The sequence below is a fragment of the Mycobacterium sp. DL genome (assembly GCF_039729195.1).
Lineage (GTDB): Bacteria > Actinomycetota > Actinomycetes > Mycobacteriales > Mycobacteriaceae > Mycobacterium > Mycobacterium hippocampi_A.
The window spans coordinates 2,641,137-2,660,834 of the sequence record NZ_CP155796.1; the positions used below are offsets into that span (position 1 = coordinate 2,641,137).

Genomic DNA, 19,698 nt, shown 5'->3' on the forward strand with positions numbered 1-19,698 from the left:
TCACGGAGTCGTGAGGGTGACGAGCCCGCCGGAATCCTTTACCCGTAGTGCATATCTGATCCGTATGGCGAGCGCAATCTTGTTGTCGCCGTTCTCGCCGGCCACCTCCAGGCTGGGCGGGACGCTCACGGCCAGGTCCACCGGTTCCTCGCCAGGCGAAGCATCCGCGGCCCCGCCGTGAGCGATTCGATGACGACGGCCCAGCATGATTGCCCGGGCGGGGTTTGCCGGCGCCGGCGGCCCTGGATCCTCGAGCAATTCCACACGATGCAGCGAATTGATGTTCGCCCCGTCCAGCAGCGAGTTCAAAATGGAGTAACCACCATTCAACTGACTGAGGGTCTTAAGTCCCCCCGTGTTGGTTATCAGACAGCACGGTGCCCGAAACCCCTCATTCTCTAGTCTCGCCCGAGCATCAATGAGGTCTTCCAAGATCGTCTGAGGTGTCGAATCGTCGAGCGGCAGATCGGGAATGCCCTTAGCGCGGAGCACTGGAACAACTGCATCGTCGACTTTTCTTGCAAGCGCGACGGTCCCGTTCACCACCTTGCTCAGCAGCGACTCGTGGGTCGGCGCGGTCGCGACGGCCAGTGTCACGTCGAAGTCGACCAATGCGCCGTCAATCGCGATCACGCTCGCCGCCGCGGCGGTGACGTCCTCAGCTGGAACCATGCTCTGACTGGGATCGCCGGTGTTCCAGTGCGGGATGGACTGCCAGGCCACGCTGGTGTGCTCGAACGTCTCCATGATTGCTTGGTTGGCGATTTCCAAGTGCTCGGCACTCAGGTACATCTGCGAACCCCCTCGCTTGATGATCTTGAAATCATGGCAGAAGATGTCACCTGTGGGTAGAGCTGTGGCTACATGCTTTTCGCAGCAACTCTGAACTATTTCTGAAGTAAAACAATCTCCTGGCCGGGCGTCATCTCGCCGCGTGCCACCGCCTCGCAGTGCGCGAGATGCATTGGCGCGACCGGATCATCGGGCAGCAACACTCGGCATCGCTCGAATGCGGTACGTGCCTGATCGATGTCTCCGGCGTCGAACAGCGCGAAGGCCTCGTCGAACGCATCCTGTGCCGATCGCTTCGCGGCGCGCAAGTCGCCTGAATCATCGTTGTAGACTTCGTGAATCGTCACGGGGCGGCGTCGGTTGACCACCATCACACGCTCCATGCGGCGGATATCGAACTCGTCGCAATCCGTGAGTCGTAGCCGGGTTGCATCGGAGATCAGCAAAGCGGAACCGTAACGCTTGTTGGTACTTTCGATCCGGGCCGCCAGATTCACCGCATCGCCGATGATGGACAGCACCATGCGGTTCACCCCGCCGACGAGCCCGACTCCCACTGTGCCGGTGTTGATGCCGATTCCCGCGCGTAGTGGCTCGGAGCCCGCGGCGGAGCGCTCCTGGTTGTGCTCGCGCAACGAGCGCAGCATGGCCAATCCCGCCCGGATGGCGTCAGCCTCCGAGTCGAAGACGGCGACGATCTCGTCGCCGCGGACGTCCTGGACGAATCCGTTGCAGCTGATGACCGGCAGTTCGACTGCCCGCAGAAAGCCCATGGCGAGATTGCTGGCCTCCGACACATCCATGTCCTCGAGCATGGTTGTGTAGCCGCGGATGTCACTGATGAGAACCGTCATCTCGCGTTCCACGCGGTGGCCGGAACGAACGCGGCGAAGGTCGTCGAGGTCGAGGATTCGCAGTAGTTCGTTCGGGACGAACCTCGACTGCGCATCGATCAGCGCGTGCCGATATTCGTCGGCGGCCTGAAGGCGGGCCTCGAGCTGGAAGTTCCCCAGCGGCGCGGCCGCCTGCGAGCACAGGAAAGCGACCGCGTCCTCGTGATCGGATCTGAAGCGTTTGTCTGACCCGTTGATTTCTGCATAAACAATCCCGATGACGTTGTCCTGCAGTCGTATTGGCGATACGAGGACAGACGTCGCCGCCCAGGGCGTGCCGCTGTCGATGACACGCTTGACGATGTCGCGGTCATAGGGAGGTTCGTTCCGCGGCCCATCAGCTGTGGTGACATCGCCGTCGTGGTAGTTGGCCTGTACCAAGAGTTGCTCGCCCGCACTGAGCAGCAGGATGCGGTCGGCGCCGGTGGTGTTCGCGACAGAACGCAGGATGATGTTCGCCAGGCTTTCCTGGGTGCGTGCTCCCGACAGTGCCCGTGAGAGCTGATGCGCACCGACCGGGTCGATGCCCGTCGTTCCCTGCTGAGCCAGATCTCGGCTGAGTAGCCAGGGATGTGCTCGGGCAAGCCGGTCCGTTCGCAGCACGACCCCGACGCTCGACCAGCGTTGATATGCCTGGCGCAGCATGTGATCGCGCATGCTGGTCCGCCCGCACTCGGCGTAGAGCGTGGCGGCCTCTTCGTGGGCGAGGGCGGCGATCATCGGAAGCCGGTGCTCCTCCGCGAGCTCGATCGCCGTGTCGAGGTGATGCTCGGCCTTCCGATGGTGCCCCCGGGCCCGCGCCCACACCCCTTCGATCAGCGCACATGGTGCGGCGTAGTTGGCAGGCGCGTCCTCCGCCCACGCGCGATGCAAGCGCAACGCCTGGCGCACCGACTGGGCAGTCGACCGGTCGCGCGGTGCGTCGTTGATCCGGCTGATGGCGTCCACCATGTGAATGAGTTGCAGGATCGCGGTACCCGCCATCCCGCCGGCGTGCTCGATGGCCTCATCCGCCACCGCGGCGGCGCCCCTGTAGTCGCCGCCCCAGAAGTGCAGGCCGACCTTCATGGTGGCGGCCGAGCTCAAAGCAACCTCGTTACCTTCGCGACGGGCCGCCGGCAATGCATCGCGCTCGTCGTAGCCGCTTTCACCGGCGAGCAGAAAGGGGTCATCGCTGCGGCCCATCAGATTGAGACAGAGTTGTTGGACTGCTTGGCAGAGCGCGCGGGGGACAGGTTGGGAGCGGATCTCCGGGATGAGGGATCGAGCGAGAGAGTCGATTTCTGCCAGTGGGCGGCCGACCCAGAAGGACTGGCCCAGCAGGACCGCTGAGAGGAACCCCGCGTACTCCTGATCTCCCCGGTCAAGTGCGTCGGTGATGGTGTGGCGGAGCTGGTCCAGGCTGTCTCGGAGCGGTTGGCGCCAGTGACGGATGAAGTTCAGGTACATGAACAGCGTCTCCGGCCGTGCCTCCAGATACTCGTCGCGTTCTGCGAGAACCACAGCCACCTCACCGAACCGCTGACTGCCGGTCCGGTCACCGGTCATCACCAGCAGCAGCCCGTAGCTGGCCAGGACCAGCGGAGAGCTAGGGGTGTGGCCATTGGCCAGTGTCAGGTCGAGTTGCTTGCGCACGATCAGGGGGAAGAGGTTCGGCCGAACGAGATAAGACAGGCTGCGAAGCTCGGCGAGGATGCGCTGAATCTCGATCACCAGCAGGTCGTCACACTGGGGTATGCGCAGCAGTTGCTCCGCGCTCCAACGGCGGGTGGTGATCTTCATCCTCAGGAGCGCATTGGCCATGCGCGGCTTGCCGGCTTCCGGCGGTAGCGGCTCGCCAAGGTCGTCGAGCGCCCGTAGCCCCGTTTCGAGCGCCTCTCGGAGACGGTTCTCTGCCACCCGACCTTTGATGCGCAGGTACGCGAGACGGGCGCGATCGGTCGGCTCCTGCAGCACTGCTTGGGCCTCGTCGAGGAGCGCATGCAGGGTGGTCACATCGCCGACCAGCAGGGCGGCTTCGGCGGCGTCGAGTTGAAGGCTCCGGGCGAGCAGAAAGTGACCGGCCCAGCGCTGCTCACCGAGCAGAGCCAGTGCGCTCAGGCTGAAGTCGAGCGCCAGTGGGAACGACGCCTGCGCCCTGGCCTTCGCTGCCGCGCGCCGAAGCACTTCCACGAACCGGACTCGTTCGTTGTCGTCGACAGTGACCCGGCCCCCGATGCCCACATGCCGAGCCGCCTCGAACAGTCGGTCGTCTCCCAAGTCGACCAGTCGTCTTCCGATGCGCAGGTGGATCTCCCGCTGTGATTCGTCAGGGAGTCCCGCCCGTGCCGATTCAGCTACCCGGTCGTGGCTGAATCGGTACCGTGCGTCACGGCTGATCGTGTTGGCGATTCGTCGGCCACCACTGTCGACGGCATCGAGCAGTCGTAATTCCAGGCAGGACCAAAGTGTTTGCGCCACAACATCGGCCGGCTCTGCGGCGGCTGCTGCGGCATCGGCTAGATCGAACTCGCCGACGATGCAGGACAACGAACTGAGAACCGCCCGGTCGGCTGGGCGTAGTTGCCCGAGATAGCGATGGAGGAACTCGGCCTCCGTGGCCGAGACTTCGATCGAGGACAGGATGCGAAGATCCCATTCCGGGTGGCCGTCGTCGCCCCCGGGCATGAGAGCGCCTTCGCGCTGGACGCGGTACAGCAGCTGTTGGATCTGTAGAGGATTTCCACCCGTCCGGTGCTGGAATTCCTTCGCTACCTCGTGCAGTTCGCTGGAGCTGCCCACTACGTCGGCGAGCATGGACTCGACATCGGCACAGTTCAACGGGTTGAGCGTCATGCTCGTGGCGGCGATACCGTTTGCGGTCGCGTCGAATTCTCCCGCCCGATGTGCGCCGAGGACCAGGACATTTCGCGGCGCCACCGTCAGCAGTTCAGCCAGCAGCGAGATCGAGTCTCGATCGGCCCATTGGAGGTCGTCGATCGCCAACACCACAGTCCGGTAGGACGCTGTGATGGACAAAAATCGGATGGCAGCGCGATGCAGTCTGCGGCGGGTCTCGGAGGCATCGAGGTCTGCCACCGCCAATGCCTCGCCCAGCGTCTCGCGAAGCTCCGGTACGAGCTCGCCGAGGACGCCGGCGAGTGTCGATGTTTCGCTGGCAAGGTCGGCTCGCCAGCGTTCCCGCTCGGCAGGGGCAGTGACCTTCATCGCGCGGAGTGTCGAGGCCAGCGCGTCTGCGACGGCTGAGTAAGGAGCTGGTGCGCCGTCGCGGCACCGGCCATATGCGAATATGCAGTTGCGCTTCGAGAGCTCGCCGCCAACGGCTTGAATGAGCGCTGACTTCCCGACTCCCGGTGCCCCACTCAGCAAAACGCATGTGCCACCGTCCCGTTCGGCCGTCGAAACGGCTGCACGGAGCTCGGCGAACTCGGGTTGGCGTCCGACCACGTGTTCACCGATGTCCAGCAACGGCGATGTCATCGTGCGAGATTCATGTCTGTGCGAACCGTCGGTCTGGCGGCGCGATGGTGGAAGAGCATCACGCATGCGACGGCCCCCCTCCGAAATGGACCAGGTCGCCTATCATATTGACTGAATCGTCAGATCGCAGCCGGGTTTTCGATTCAGTGGTGTGGTTGGCCAGGAACAGACGCCGAGCCGGAGTAGCTGGAGAAGTGATGACTGAACTCGACAAAGACAAGCTCGTCGCCGACACGGCGGCGCTCGACGATTTCAATCGCGGCGTCGTCGAGGAGTTCCGTGCCAACGGCGGCAAGGTCGGCGGGCCGTTCGAGGGCGGCACCCTGCTGCTGCTGCACACCACCGGCGCCAAGTCGGGCAAGTCCCGGCTCTCGCCGCTGGCCTACATCACCATCGACGACAAGATGCTCATCATCGGGAGCTACGCGGGCGCGCCGAGAGACCCGGCGTGGGTGCACAACCTGCGGGCCAACCCGCGGGCGCACATCGAGATCGGCACCGAGGCCTATGACGTCGACGTGCGCGAGCTGCCCGACGACGAGCGCGACGCCACCTACCCCAAGCTGACCGAGGTGGCGCCGGTGTTCGCCGACTACCAGGCGAAGACCGACCGCGCCATCCCGCTGTTCGAGCTGACCCGCGTCTGAGGACTTTCGCCGAAACTGTATTCCGCGTGCGCTTTTGGCGGGTTTGGCCGCGTGGAATACAGTCTCGGCGGTCGTTCAGAGGCGTTCGATGATGGTGGCGTTGGCCATGCCACCGCCCTCACACATCGTCTGCAGGCCGTAGCGGCCACCTCGCTGCTCCAGCGCGTTGACCAACGTGGTCATGATGCGTGCGCCGCTGGCTCCCAACGGATGCCCGACCGCGATCGCGCCGCCGTTGACGTTCGTCTTCGCCAGGTCCGCGCCGGTGTCACGTGCCCACGACAGCACCACGGGGGCGAACGCCTCGTTGACCTCGAACAGGTCGATGTCGGAGAGGGTCAGCCCCGCCCTGGTGAGTACTTTCTCGGTCGCCGGGATCACGCCGGTCAGCATGTAGAGCGGATCGGATCCGACCACGGTGGTGGTGTGGATGCGGGCCAGTGGCCGCAGACCGAGGCGCTGCGCGACCTCGCTGGTGGTGATCATCACCGCCGCGCTGCCGTCGGACAACGGCGAGCTGTTACCCGGAGTGATCTCCCAGTTGATCTGGGGGAAGCGTGATTCGTAGGCCGGGTTGTAGAACGCGGGCCGGAGCCCGGCGAGCGTGTCGACGGTGGTCCCGGGACGGATGATCTCGTCGGTGCTCAGGCCGGCGATCGGCGCCAGTTCGTTGTCGAAAAGGCCCTCCTTGGTGGCGGCGGCGGCCTTCTCGTGGCTACGCGCGGAGAACTCGTCGAGTTCGGTTCGTGACAGACTCCATCTGGCGGCGATCAGTTCAGCGCTGATGCCCTGCGGCACAAGGCCTTCCGGATACCGCTTCGCCATCGCCCCGAACGGGTCGCTTCCCGGGAGCACGCTCGATCCCATCGGAACCCGCGACATCGACTCGACACCGGCGGCGATGACCACGTCGTAGGCGCCGGCAACGACACCCTGTGCGGCGAAGTGGATCGCCTGCTGGCTGCTGCCGCACTGACGGTCGACGGTCGTTCCGGGGACAGTCTCTGGGAACCCTGCGCCGAGCAGGGCGTTGCGGGCGATGTTGACGGACTGATCGCCGACCTGGGTGACGGCGCCCGCGATCACGTCGTCGATCAGGACGGGATCGATGCCGGTGCGGTTCACCACCTCGCGAAGGCTGTGGGCGAGCAGGTCGACGGGCAGCACGTCGTGCAGTGCTCCGTTCGCCTTGCCCTTGCCGATGGGTGTCCGTACCGCCGCGACGATCACCGCGTCGCGACCTGTGGATCCGATCATCACTGCCTCCTGAATCTCGCCACTGAGTATTGCTTTGCATACTCAGCTATAGCATCTAGGTATAGTGACAACAACTCAGCGGGAGGGTGAATTCCATGACAGTGCTGCAGGGCGTACTGACAGATCGGGACGCGTGGTCGGCCGTGGGGCAGTGCCCGATCGAGAAGACGATGGGTGTGCTCGGCGCCAAATCGGCGATGCTGATCCTGCGCGAGGCGTATTACGGCACCACCCGCTTCGACGATTTCTGGCGCCGGGTCGGCATCACGAAGGCCGCGGCGGCCGCCCGCCTGGCCGACCTCGTCGAAGCGGGCCTGCTGCAGCGTCAGCCCTACCAGGAGCCCGGGCAGCGCAGCCGCGACGAGTACGTCCTCACGCAGGCGGGCACCGACTTCATGCCGGTGGTGTGGGCGATGTTCGAGTGGGGTCAGCGACACCTGCCCGCCCCGGCACCGCTGCGGCTGACTCACGAGGGGTGCGGCGCGGAGGCGGCGGTCGTCATGCGCTGCGCCGACGGGCACGACGTGCCGCCGGAAGAACTCGGAATGCGGGTGGCGCGCTCCCGATAGGGTCCACCTGGCGGGCCGGCTACGGCGAGTGCGATCTGCATCGCTGTCCCGGGTGTGATGGGATTTGACGTTATGGGTATCAAAGTGGCGCTGGAGCACCGCACCAGCTACACATTCGACCGTCTCGTCGAGGTCTTTCCGCACGTCGTCCGGTTGCGGCCGGCGCCGCACTCGCGTACCCCGATCGAGGCCTACTCGCTGAACGTCGAGCCCGCCGATCACTTCGTCAACTGGCAGCAGGACGCATTCGGCAACTTCATGGCCAGGCTCGTCTTCCCGACGCGCACCCGGAGCCTGACGATCACCGTCGGGCTGATCGCCGATCTGAAGGTGATCAATCCTTTCGACTTCTTCATCGAGGACTACGCCGAACGTGTCGGGTTCGAATACCCACGGGCGCTGGCCGAGGATCTCAAGCCCTATTTGCGACCGGTCGACGAGAGCGGAGGCGGCTCGGGCCCGGGTGACCTCGCCGAGGCGTGGGTGCAGAACTTCTCGGTCCCCCCGGGCACCCGCACCATCGACTTCCTCGTCGCCCTCAACCATGCGGTCAACGCCGACGTCGGCTACAGCGTCCGCATGGAACCCGGCGTGCAGACACCGGATTTCACGTTGCGCACCGGAATCGGATCCTGTCGGGACTCGGCGTGGCTGCTGGTGTCGATCCTGCGGCAGCTGGGCCTGGCGGCGCGCTTCGTGTCGGGATATCTGGTTCAGCTCACCTCCGACGTCGAGGCCCTCGACGGCCCGTCGGGTCCGGCCGCCGACTTCACCGATCTGCACGCCTGGACCGAGGTGTACATCCCGGGCGCCGGGTGGATCGGGATGGACCCCACCTCGGGTCTGTTCGCCGGCGAGGGACACATCCCGCTGTCGGCGACCCCGCATCCGGAATCGGCGGCGCCGATCACCGGCGCGACCGAGCCAAGTGAGACCACGCTGGAATTCACCAACGTCGTCACCCGAATCCACGAGGACCCGCGCGTCACGCTGCCCTACACCGAGGAGTCATGGGCCGAGATCAACGAGCTCGGCGCCGTCGTCGACCAGCGGTTGGCCGACGGTGACGTGCGGCTGACGGTCGGGGGTGAACCCACCTTCGTCTCGATCGACAACCAGGTGGACCCGGAGTGGACCACCGACGCCGATGGCGAGCACAAGCGGGTTCGTGCCTCCGCGCTGGCGGCACGGCTGAAGAAGATCTGGGCGCCGCAGGGGCTGGTACAGCGCAATCAGGGCAAGTGGTATCCCGGGGAGCCATTGCCGCGCTGGCAGATCGGGCTGCACTGGCGCACCGACGGCGAACCCCTGTGGACAGACGAAGCACTCCTGGCAGACCCGTGGCCCGAGAAGCCCGACCCGATCGCGTTGCCCGCCGACGCCGGCCGCCAACTTCTCGACGCCGTCGCCGACGGGCTGGGGCTCCCTGCCAGCCAGGTCCGCGCCGCGTACGAAGACCCGCTGAGCAGGTTGGCCGCCGCGGTGCGCCAGCCGAAGGGTGATCCGGTCGCCGAGGAGGACGACCTCGAATCGGACAGCTCGAGCGCGCGCGCTGCGCTGCTGGCCAGTCTGGAGGAGCCGGTCGCCGAGCCTGCCGCGTACGTGCTGCCATTGCATCGCCGTGACGACGGGTCGGGCTGGGCCAGTGCGGACTGGCGACTGCGCCGCGGCCGCATCGTGCTGCTGGACGGTGACTCCCCGGCCGGGCTGCGACTGCCCCTGAAATCGATCAGCTGGGAACCGCCGCCGGTGCCGTTCGACGCCGATCCGCTCCAGGATCGGCCGCCACTGTCGACGGGCGCCGCCGACGACGCCGAGGTGGAAGATGACGACCCGATGCCGACCACCGCGCTGGTGGGCGAGATCCGCGACGGCCTGCTCTACGTCTTCCTGCCGCCGACCGACGAACTGGACGACTTCGTCGACCTGATCTCGCGAATCGAGAAGGCCGCAGCCAAGGTCGGCTGCCCTCTGGTGATCGAGGGCTACGGACCTCCGGCGGACGCTCGGCTGCAGTCGATGTCCGTCACCCCGGATCCGGGCGTGATCGAGGTGAACGTCGCACCGACCGCCAGTTTCGCCGAACAGCGCGAGCAGTTGGAGACGCTCTACGAACAAGCCCGTCAGGCACGCCTGTCCACCGAGTCGTTCGAGGTGGACGGCACCCACAGCGGGACCGGCGGTGGCAACCACATCACCCTCGGCGGTATCACTCCCGCTGATTCCCCGCTGCTGCGCCGTCCGGACCTGCTCGTCTCGTTGCTGACCTATTGGCAGCGACACCCGTCGCTGTCCTACCTGTTCGCCGGCCGGTTCATCGGCACCACCTCCCAGGCGCCCCGCGTGGACGAGGGGCGCCCGGACTCGATCTACGAACTCGAGATCGCCTTCGCCGAGATCGCACGACTCTCCGAGGTCGAGGAGACGCTCGAGCCGGAAGATGGTGGCTCCGCAAGCGCCGCTCCGGATCATGGTCGCTCCGCAAGCTCCGCTCCGTGGATCGTCGACAGGGCCCTACGGCACCTTCTCACCGACATCACCGGGAACACCCATCGCGCCGAGTTCTGCATCGACAAGCTCTACAGCCCCGACAGTGCCCGCGGCCGGCTCGGACTGCTCGAGTTGCGCGGATTCGAGATGCCGCCCCACTACCAGATGGCGATGGTGCAATCGCTGTTGGTGCGGGCTCTGGTGGCGTGGTTCTGGGACGAACCACTTCGGGCCCCACTGATCCGCCACGGCGCGAACCTCCACGGTCGATATCTGTTGCCGCACTTCATCATCAGTGATATCGCCGATGTCGCGGCCGACCTACGTGCGCACGGGATCGACTTCGACACCAGCTGGTTGGACCCCTTCACCGAGTTCCGGTTCCCCCGCATCGGCACCGCGGTCTTCAGCGGGGTCGAGATCGAGCTTCGCGGCGCGATCGAGCCGTGGAACGTGCTGGGTGAGGAGTCCACCGCCGGGGGGACCGCCAGGTACGTCGACTCGTCGGTGGAGCGAATCCAGGTGCGGCTCATCGGTGCCGACCGGCAGCGCTACATCGTCACCGTCAACGGTCATCCGATTCCGATGCTGGCCACCGACAATCCTGATGTGCAGGTCGGTGGCGTGCGTTACCGCGCCTGGCAACCGCCCAGCGCGCTTCACCCGACGATCACCGTCGACGGCCCGCTGCGCTTCGAACTCATCGACTCCGCCTCGGGGGTGTCCCGGGGAGGCTGCACGTATCACGTGTCGCATCCGGGCGGACGGTCCTACGACGCGCCACCAGTCAACGCCGTCGAGGCCGAATCGCGTCGTGGTCGCCGGTTCGAGGCAAGCGGTTTCACGCCCGGCAAGGTGGATCTGGCGGGCCTGCGGGAGAAGCAGGCACGCCAGTCGACCGATGTGGGCGCGCCGGGGATCCTGGATCTGCGGCGAGTGCGTACCGTGCTGCAGTAATGGCATTTCCCGCAACAGGTCCGGGAGTCGGGGCGATCGACTTCGACAACCCGCTGGCGCCGTATCGCACCATGCGGGCCCAGCAGGCGCTCTTCGACGTCCAGCCGACCGGACACGGAGCAGCACCTGGCTACGACGAATTCGTCGATGCGGCAGGAGAAGTCCGGCCGGCCTGGCAGGAGCTTGCCGACTGTGCACGCGAGCGCGGCCGCGGGGGCCTGGACCGCCTGCGTGCCGTGGTCCGCAGCCTCGTCGACAACGACGGGATCACCTACATCCAGGTCGATCACAACGGTGATGCGATCACCAACGGGGATGGCGCGGCCATGCCGGGTCCCTGGCAGCTCGACGCGCTGCCGTTGGTGATCTCGGCAACGGACTGGGACACCCTGGAAGCCGGCCTGGTGCAACGCTCCAGGGTGCTGGACGCGGTGCTGACGGACCTCTACGGCGAGCGCCGTTCGATCACCAGCGGAGTGCTCCCGCCGCAGCTCCTGTTCGCCCATCCCGGCTATGTGCGTGCCGCCCGGGGCATCGAGGTGCCGGGCCGCCACCAGCTGTTCCTGCACGGGTGCGACATCAGTCGAGAGGTGTCGGGGGAGTTCCTCGTCAACGCCGACTGGACACAGGCACCCTCGGGCGCCGGCTATGCGCTGGCCGACCGGCGCGTGGTCGCCCATGCCATTCCCGACCTCTTCGAGCAGATCGGACCCCGTCCCGCCTCTCCATGGGCGCAGGCGCTGCGACTGGCGCTGATCGACGCAGCGCCCGAATCGGCCGAGGAGCCCGTGGTTGTCGTACTCAGCCCCGGCATCCACTCGGAGACGGCGTTCGATCAGGCCTATCTGGCTGGTGTGCTGGGCCTGCCGTTGGTCGAGAGCGCCGATCTGGTGGTGCGCGACGGGAAACTGTGGATGCGGTCGATGGGCACCCTCAAGCGGGTGGACGTGGTGCTGCGCCGGGTCGACGCCGACTTCGCCGACCCGCTCGATCTGCGTGCGGACTCCCGGTTGGGAGTGGTGGGCCTGGTCGAGGTGCTGCGCCGGGGCGCGGTGACGGTGGTCAACACTCTGGGCAGTGGCGTGCTGGAAAGCCCTGGGTTGCTTCGGTTTCTGCCGGAACTGGCCGAACTATTGCTCGACGAGACACCGCTGCTGGCGACCGCGCCGCTGTATTGGGGCGGTATCGACGTCGAGCGCTCGCACCTGTTGGCGAACCTGGCGTCGCTGTTGATCAAACCGGTCGGTGGCAGCGAACCCATCGTCGGCCCGGAGCTGTCGGCCGCGCAGCGGGAATTGCTCGCGGCGCGTATCGAGTCCGATCCGTGGCAGTGGGTGGGGCAGGAGCTGCCCCAGTTCTCCTCGGCGCCTTCGGATTACCGTCCTGGTGGGCTGTCGTCATCGAGCGTCGGGATGCGGCTCTTCACCGTGGCCCAGCACAGCGGCTACGCACCGATGATCGGTGGTCTGGGCTATCTGCTGGCCCCGGGGACCGCGGCTTATCGGCTCAATACCCTTGCTGCCAAGGATATCTGGGTGCGTACGCCCACTCGTGTGACGGCGGAGAAGATTCTGACCGCGACGTCGGTGGGGCCGTCCGAGGTCGACGTCAGCGCTGAGCTGCCCCCGTTGGTCACCTCGAGCCCCACCCACGAGATCAGTTCACCTCGCGTGCTGTCCGATCTGTTCTGGATCGGTCGGTACGCCGAGCGTGCCGAGAACATGGCGCGGCTCCTGACGGTCACCCGCGAGCGTTATCACGAGTATCGCTACCGACGTGCGATGGCCGGCAGCGAATGTGTGCCGGTGCTGCTGACCGCCCTGGGCAGGATCACCGGAACCGACACCGGCGCGGGCAGTGACTACGTCGAGATGGTGGCGACCGCCCCGACCACGCTGTGGTCGCTGACGGCCGACCGCAACCGTTCCGGCTCGTTGGCGCAGTCCGTGGAACGCCTCAGCCTGGCCGCACGATCGGTCCGTGACCAGATGTCCAACGACACCTGGATGGTGTTGTCCGCCTTGGAGCGCGCTCTGCTGCACGGGCCCGACACACCGCCGGATTCACAGGCCGAGGGCGACGCGTTCCTGTCGTCGACGAACACCCTCACCCTCGCCGGGATGCTCGCGCTCTCCGGGGTGGTCGCCGAATCGATGGTCCATGACGTGGGCTGGACGATGATGGACATCGGCAAGCGGATCGAGCGCGGCCAGGCGGTGACGGCGCTGCTGCGGGCCACCCTGACGAAGGCGCGGCTGCCCGACGCCGAGCAGACCATCACCGAGTCCACTCTGGTGGCGTGCGAATCGTTGGTCATCTACCGCAGGCGCAATCCGGGCATGGTTAGTGTTGCGGGCGTGGCGGAGCTGGTGTTGTTCGACGCGGAGAACCCGCGGTCATTGGTCTACCAGCTGGATCGACTACGGACGAACCTCAAGTCGCTGCCCGGGGCGACGGGTTCGTCGCCCACCGAGCGCATGGTCGACGAGATCGCCATGAGGCTGCGTCGCATCGAACCGGCGGAGCTCGAAGAGGTCACCGCCGAGGGCGGGCGCGACGAACTGGACGGCCTCCTCGCCGGCATCCACCGGGATCTGCGCGAACTGTCCGGTGTCATCACCGCGACCCATCTGTCGCTTCCGGGCGGCATGCAGCCGCTCTGGGGACCCGACGAACGCCGTCTGGTTCCGTGACGGCGTTTCCGGATGGACCCACCGCCTCCGGCACGAGCCGGTGCTACGAGGTCACCCATCGAACCGTCTACCGCTACTCCGATGTGGTCACCAGCTCGTACGGCCGTGGCTTCCTGACCCCGCGGGACTCGGCACGCCAGCGGTGCCTGTTCCACGAGTTGGTGATCGAGCCGGAGGCCGCCGACAGTTCCACCAGTCGCGACGCCTACGGCAACCTCAGCTCGTACTTCCACGTCACCGAGCGACACCGCAAGCTCAGCATCACCAGCAGGTCGGTGGTCGAGGTGGATTCACCCCCGCCGGACCTCTACCAGGGTTCTTCGGCGCGGGCGCCGTGGGAGATCGCGCGACCGGTGGGCACCGACGGCGCCCTGGCCACCGAACTCACCCTCGATCTGCGGCAGCCGGAGATCACCGACGAACTGCGCGCGTACGCCGCCCCGAGCTTCACCCCCGGCCGGGCGCTGATCGAGGTGCTGCGCGATCTGACGTCGCGGATCTACACCGACTTCACCTACCGGTCGGGTTCGACGACGGTGTCCACTCAGGTGAGCGAGGTTTTGGCGGCGCGCGAAGGGGTATGTCAGGACTTCGCGCGGCTGGCGATCGCCTGTCTGCGCGCAAATGGTCTGGCCGCCAGCTATGTCTCCGGGTACCTGGCGACCGATCCCCCACCGGGGAAGGAACGTATGGTCGGCATCGACGCGACGCACGCCTGGGCAGCGGTGTGGACGCCGCAGAATCTGTGGCTGGGGCTGGATCCGACCAATGACCAGATGGTCGACGAGCGCTACGTGACGGTGGGTTTCGGCCGAGACTACGCGGACGTCCCACCGCTTCGTGGCATCATCTACACCGACTCGGAGAGCAGCGTCATCAACGTCGCCGTCGACGTCGCGCCCTATGAAGGGGGAGTGCTCAATGCGTGACTTCAATTGTCCGAACTGCGGACAGCGGTTGTCGTTCGAGAATTCGGTCTGTCTCAACTGCGGTAGCTCACTTGGTTTTTCGCTCGACGACATGGCGCTCCTGGTGATCGCGCCCCCCGCCGAGAGTGAACACGCGGGGGCCGTCGACGCAAGCCAGTATCGGCTGTGCGCGAATCTTCACCTTGCCAAATGCAATTGGATCGTGGAGCGCAGCCCGGTCGCCCAGCTCTGTGTCTCGTGCGCGCTCACCCGCACCCGGCCCAACGACGGGGACACCGTTGCGCTGGCATCGTTCGCCGCCGCGGAGAAGGCCAAGCGCAGGCTGATTGCCGAGCTCCAGGAGTTGAAGCTGCCGATCGTCGGGCGTGACGAGGACCCGCAGTACGGACTGGCGTTCGACCTGTTGTCCAGCCAGTTCGAGAAGGTGTTCACCGGCCACGAAGACGGTTTGATCACACTGGACCTCGCCGAGGGTGACGACGTGCACCGCGAGCAGTTGCGCATCTCCATGGACGAGCCGTACCGAACGCTGCTGGGCCACTTCCGGCACGAGATCGGGCATTACTACCAGTACCGGTTGATCGGCACCTCCGACGACTACCTGCGGCGCTACCACGAGTTGTTCGGCGACCCCGAGGCCGACTACCAGGCAGCGCTCGACCGGCACTACAGCGAGGGCGCGCCGGTTGGCTGGGTCAACAACTACGTCTCGTCCTACGCGACGATGCACCCCGCCGAGGATTGGGCCGAGACGTTCGCCCACTACCTGCACATCCGCGACACTCTCGACACCGCCGCGGCCTTCGGGATGGCCCCGGCCGGGGCGACCTTCGACCGTAGAGTGCTGGGTCCCAGTGGATTCGACATGATCATCGAAATGTGGCTGCCCCTGGCATGGGCGTTGAACATGGTGAATCGGTCGATGGGCAGAGGCGACCTCTATCCGTTCGTCCTGCCGCCCGCGGTTCTGGACAAGATGCGGTTCATCCACACCGTCATCGACGAAGTGACCTCCGATCCCACCAAACTCGCGGTGGCCTCGGGTGGCCAGCAGCAAACGCAGGTCTCTTAGTTCAAGCGTCGATGCCCGGTGCTCACGGCAAGTTGAGTCCGGTCGACGAACGTACGCATTCTGATGCAGAAGTGCCCGAAGTCGTCACAAACCGTGCGCTCGGTGCGCGCGGGAAGTCCGCCTGCGTTGGTCGGCGACGCGCTCTCTCGGCCGCCAGGCCCGGACGCTCGTCGGGAGCCCGGTAGGGCACGTCGATAAAGCGACCTGTGAGCGGCACATCTCAACGGCGCAGCACCAGGGTGATGCTGCCGCCGCCGAATCCCTGTGCGGTGTTCCGATTGAGCAACACACGGCGAGGGTAGGTGGTGGCGGCCGGGTTTCTCCCTACGATCATCGGGTGGCTGATCGATACGGCACCGACATACTTGCCGACAACCCGCACCGTGCCCGGCGACCGCGTTCCACCGAACGACCGGTGGAGATCGGCCTGGTCGTCGAGGACGTGCAGACCGGCTTCGTCGGTGCGGTGGTGCGTGTCGAGTACGGCCGGATGGAACTCGAGGACCGGAACGGCCGTACCAAACCGTTCCCGGTCGGGCCGGGATACCTGATCGACGGCAAACCCGTCATCCTCACGGCGCCGAAGAAGGCGGCAGCGGCCCCGGCCAAGACCGCGTCCGGTTCGGTCGCCGTGGCCGGTGCCCGCGCGAAGGTCGCGCTGGCCAGCCGGATCTACGTCGAGGGTCGCCACGACGCCGAACTGGTCGAGCAGGTGTGGGGTGAGGATCTGCGGATCGAGGGTGTGGTCGTCGAATACCTCGGCGGGGTCGACGATCTGGGCGCCATCGTCTCGGATTTCCGGCCCGGCCCCGGGCGCCGACTGGGAGTGCTCGTCGACCACCTGGTGACCGGTTCCAAGGAGGCCCGGATCGCCGATGCCGTACGCCGCGGGCCGGGCGGCGACCACACACTCGTCGTCGGGCATCCGTTCATCGACATCTGGGAAGCGGTGAAGCCCGCCCGGATCGGGGTTGCAGCATGGCCGAGGGTGCCCAAGGGCGAGGACTGGAAGCACGGGGTGTGCGCGCGTCTGGGTTGGAAGCATCGCGACCAGGCCGATATCGCCGCCGCGTGGCGGCAGATCCGCGGCCGCGTCCGCGACTGGAACGACCTCGAGCCGGCGCTCATCGGCCGGGTCGAGGAGTTGATCGACTTCGTCACGCAGCCGAGCGATTCCTGACGGCGCGTCCGTCGCGTCGTGGGGCAGTGGTAAGCAGGGAGCGTGTCCGACAGCCTGTTCGACGTGCCCGGCTCGGAACCCGACCGCGGCACCGGTGACGGTCTCGGCGGCGGGTCGTCGTCACCGCTTGCGGTGCGGATGCGTCCGGCCACCCTCGACGAGGTCGTCGGTCAGCAGCATCTACTCAAGCCGAACTCGCCGTTGCGCCGGATGATCGAAGGGTCCGGCGCCGCGTCGGTCATCCTCTACGGCCCCCCGGGAACCGGGAAGACGACGCTCGCCTCACTGATCTCGCAGGCCACAGGGCGCCGATTCGAGGCGTTGTCGGCCCTCTCGGCCGGGGTCAAGGAGGTGCGCGCTGTGATCGACACGGCGCGGCAGGCCTCGATGCGCGGTGGGCAGACGGTGCTGTTCATCGACGAGGTGCACAGATTCTCCAAGACTCAGCAGGACGCTCTGCTGGCTGCGGTGGAGAACCGGGTGGTGCTGCTGGTGGCTGCGACGACCGAGAACCCGTCGTTCTCGGTGGTGGCTCCGCTGCTGAGTCGCTCGCTGATCCTGCAACTGCAGCCGCTGGCCGGCCCCGACATCGCGGCGGTGATCCGCCGCGCGATCGACGACGACCGTGGGTTGGGTGGCCGGGTGCGGGTCAGCGATGAGGCCATCGACCTGCTGGTGCAGTTGTCCGCCGGCGACGCGCGTCGGGCGCTGACCGCGCTCGAGGTGGCAGCGGAGACAGGCGATGAGGTGACCGTCGGAGTCATCGAGCAGTCACTCGACAGGGCGGCGGTGCGTTATGACCGCGACGGCGACCAGCACTACGACGTCGTCAGTGCGTTCATCAAGTCCATCCGCGGGTCCGATGTCGACGCGGCGCTGCACTACCTGGCGCGCATGCTGGTGGCGGGGGAGGACCCGCGGTTCCTTGCCCGCCGACTGATGATCCTCGCCAGCGAGGACATCGGGATGGCGGATCCGTCGGCGCTTCAGATCGCGGTCGCGGCGGCGCAGACGGTGCAGTTGATCGGAATGCCGGAGGCGCAACTGACGTTGGCGCACGCCACGGTGCACCTGGCGACAGCGCCGAAGTCCAATGCGGTCACCACCGCGTTGGGTGCCGCGATGGCCGACATCAAGGCCGGTAAGGCGGGGTTGGTGCCCGCACACCTGCGCGACGGACACTATTCGGGGGCCTCGAAACTGGGCAACGCGATCGGCTACCGGTATTCGCATGACGACCCCGATGGTGTTGTGGCCCAACAGTATCCACCTGATGAGTTGGTGGGCGTCGATTACTACCGGCCCACCGCCCGAGGTGCGGAGCGCGAGATCTCCACCCGGGTGGACAAGCTGCGCGCGATCATTCGCCGCCTGCGCTGACCTCGCCGGACCGACCCTTGACACAGAACCGATAGGCGCCCTACTGTCTTAATCAACCAAATGATTGATCAATAGAAAGGTTGATTAATTGGTTGACGATGGTGGACGAGAGGCCGGATTGGATCGCGCCTTCATGGCGCTCGCGGATCCCGTTCGTCGTGCGCTGATCGCGCGCCTGTCGCGGGGACCGGCAACCGTGAACGAGCTGGCTGCTCCGTTCGCCATCACCAAACAGGCGGTGTCCAAGCACATTCAGGTCCTCGAACACGCTGGTCTGGTCACGCGGAGCCGTGACGCCCAGCGTCGGCCCGTGCATCTCGATGCGGCCGCGCTCGAGCACCTGACGTCGTGGATCGATCGCTACCGCTTGGACACCGAACGCAACTACCGCCGGCTGGACGGCCTGCTGGCGGCGCTCACCGAAGAGAAGGAGAAACCCCGATGACAAACGCACTCGACCTGGTAGCACCCGTCGACACCCTCGCCATGGAATTCACCCGCGAGTTCGATGCGCCCGCCGACGCTGTGTTTCGCGCCCACGCCGAACCGGACCTGGTCAAGCAGTGGCTGGGCCCGCACGGTCTCGAGATGGACATCAGCGAGTGGGACTTCAAGAGCCATGGCGGCTACCGCTACTCCCACACCGACGAACACGGCACATTCGGGTTCAACGGCACGTTCCACACCGTGCGGCAGAACGAATTCATCCTGCAGACCTTCGAGTTCGACGGCGCGCCCGACATGGTGAACATCGAGTACCTGTGGTTCGAGGACCTCGGCGGGGGGCGTTCCCGGCTCCGCGGCCGATCGATCTGTCCCAACACCGAGGCCCGCGACGCACTGCTGTCGTCCGGGATGGAGGGCGGCATGACCGAGGGCTACGACAAGCTGGACGCGCTGCTGGCCAACCCCCAGGTGCTCAGAACGGAGTGATCCCGGCTGGTCGGGGCTCCAGCCGGGATCACACGACGTGCGCTCTGCGGGCTAGCGCATGATTCCGGACCGCCGACGGCCCATGAGTCCGCTCCGGCGACGACCCATGAGCGCGGCGACGAGGGCCACACCGACGGCGGCGACGACAACCTGGACGAGCAGTTCGAGCCAGTCGACGCCGCTGGTTGCGGTGGGGACGCCCATCGCGCGGGCCAGGGCGGTGCCGATGAAGGCCGACACGATCCCCACGCCGATGGTCAGCAGCATGCCGATGGGCTGCTTGCCGGGGAGAACGAGGCGCCCGAGAATGCCGACGACGGTGCCGATGAGGATGGCGGTGATGATGCCGGTGATGGTCATGTTGTCCTCCTGCGTGGCTGCGGTTGCGGCATAAATACCCTCGCTGCCGACGCAATAAACGCGCGC

Annotated in this window: 14 protein-coding genes; 10 read left to right on the plus strand and 4 right to left on the minus strand. The window is 66.3% G+C overall.

Going from position 1 to position 19,698, the window contains the following annotated elements:
• On the minus strand, positions 1–792 hold the full coding sequence (locus ABDC78_RS12770; RefSeq protein ID WP_178358473.1) for a hypothetical protein: 792 nt from the start codon (positions 790–792) through the stop codon (positions 1–3).
• A gap of 95 nt (positions 793–887) precedes the next feature.
• Positions 888–5,153, minus strand: a complete 4,266-nt coding sequence (locus ABDC78_RS12775) for an AAA family ATPase (protein ID WP_178358529.1) — start codon at positions 5,151–5,153, stop codon at positions 888–890.
• 209 nt (positions 5,154–5,362) lie between these two features.
• Here ABDC78_RS12775 and ABDC78_RS12780 point away from each other — a divergent pair, with 209 nt between their 5' ends.
• Entirely contained in the window at positions 5,363–5,812 is a 450-nt protein-coding gene (locus ABDC78_RS12780; RefSeq protein ID WP_178358474.1) for a nitroreductase family deazaflavin-dependent oxidoreductase, read from the plus strand.
• A 75-nt stretch (positions 5,813–5,887) separates the two neighbouring features.
• Here ABDC78_RS12780 and ABDC78_RS12785 read toward each other — a convergent pair whose 3' ends face one another.
• Positions 5,888–7,069: a thiolase family protein gene (locus ABDC78_RS12785; RefSeq protein WP_178358475.1), complete on the minus strand. Its 1,182-nt coding sequence runs from the start codon at positions 7,067–7,069 to the stop codon at positions 5,888–5,890.
• A 95-nt stretch (positions 7,070–7,164) separates the two neighbouring features.
• On the opposite strand from ABDC78_RS12785, the gene ABDC78_RS12790 reads away from it, so the two are divergent.
• From ABDC78_RS12790 to ABDC78_RS12830, 9 genes are all read left to right on the plus strand, one after another.
• The gene (locus ABDC78_RS12790; RefSeq protein ID WP_178358476.1) at positions 7,165–7,638 is read left to right on the plus strand and encodes a helix-turn-helix domain-containing protein; all 474 of its coding nucleotides are present in this window, start codon (positions 7,165–7,167) and stop codon (positions 7,636–7,638) included.
• A gap of 72 nt (positions 7,639–7,710) precedes the next feature.
• Positions 7,711–11,085 (plus strand): transglutaminase family protein, encoded by a 3,375-nt coding sequence (locus tag ABDC78_RS12795; protein WP_178358477.1) that lies wholly within the window; start codon positions 7,711–7,713, stop codon positions 11,083–11,085.
• Entirely contained in the window at positions 11,085–13,778 is a 2,694-nt protein-coding gene (locus ABDC78_RS12800; protein ID WP_178358478.1) for a circularly permuted type 2 ATP-grasp protein, read from the plus strand. Before ABDC78_RS12795 ends, ABDC78_RS12800 begins: the two co-directional genes overlap by 1 nt.
• Positions 13,775–14,707 (plus strand): transglutaminase family protein, encoded by a 933-nt coding sequence (locus ABDC78_RS12805; protein WP_178358479.1) that lies wholly within the window; start codon positions 13,775–13,777, stop codon positions 14,705–14,707. Before ABDC78_RS12800 ends, ABDC78_RS12805 begins: the two co-directional genes overlap by 4 nt.
• Entirely contained in the window at positions 14,700–15,779 is a 1,080-nt protein-coding gene (locus tag ABDC78_RS12810; protein WP_178358480.1) for a putative zinc-binding metallopeptidase, read from the plus strand. The genes ABDC78_RS12805 and ABDC78_RS12810 overlap by 8 nt, the downstream gene beginning before the upstream one ends.
• A 337-nt stretch (positions 15,780–16,116) precedes the next feature.
• On the plus strand, positions 16,117–16,959 hold the full coding sequence (locus tag ABDC78_RS12815) for a DUF3097 domain-containing protein (RefSeq protein WP_178358481.1): 843 nt from the start codon (positions 16,117–16,119) through the stop codon (positions 16,957–16,959).
• Positions 16,960–17,001: 42 nt separating this feature from the next.
• On the plus strand, positions 17,002–18,339 hold the full coding sequence (locus ABDC78_RS12820; RefSeq protein WP_178358482.1) for a replication-associated recombination protein A: 1,338 nt from the start codon (positions 17,002–17,004) through the stop codon (positions 18,337–18,339).
• Positions 18,340–18,472: 133 nt separating this feature from the next.
• Positions 18,473–18,784, plus strand: coding sequence for a metalloregulator ArsR/SmtB family transcription factor (locus ABDC78_RS12825; RefSeq protein WP_178358530.1), 312 nt, complete (start codon positions 18,473–18,475; stop codon positions 18,782–18,784).
• On the plus strand, positions 18,781–19,272 hold the full coding sequence (locus tag ABDC78_RS12830) for an SRPBCC family protein (protein ID WP_178358483.1): 492 nt from the start codon (positions 18,781–18,783) through the stop codon (positions 19,270–19,272). The genes ABDC78_RS12825 and ABDC78_RS12830 overlap by 4 nt, the downstream gene beginning before the upstream one ends.
• A gap of 51 nt (positions 19,273–19,323) precedes the next feature.
• On the opposite strand, the gene ABDC78_RS12835 is transcribed toward ABDC78_RS12830, so the two are convergent.
• On the minus strand, positions 19,324–19,632 hold the full coding sequence (locus ABDC78_RS12835; protein WP_178358484.1) for a GlsB/YeaQ/YmgE family stress response membrane protein: 309 nt from the start codon (positions 19,630–19,632) through the stop codon (positions 19,324–19,326).
• Positions 19,633–19,698 lie beyond the last annotated feature (66 nt).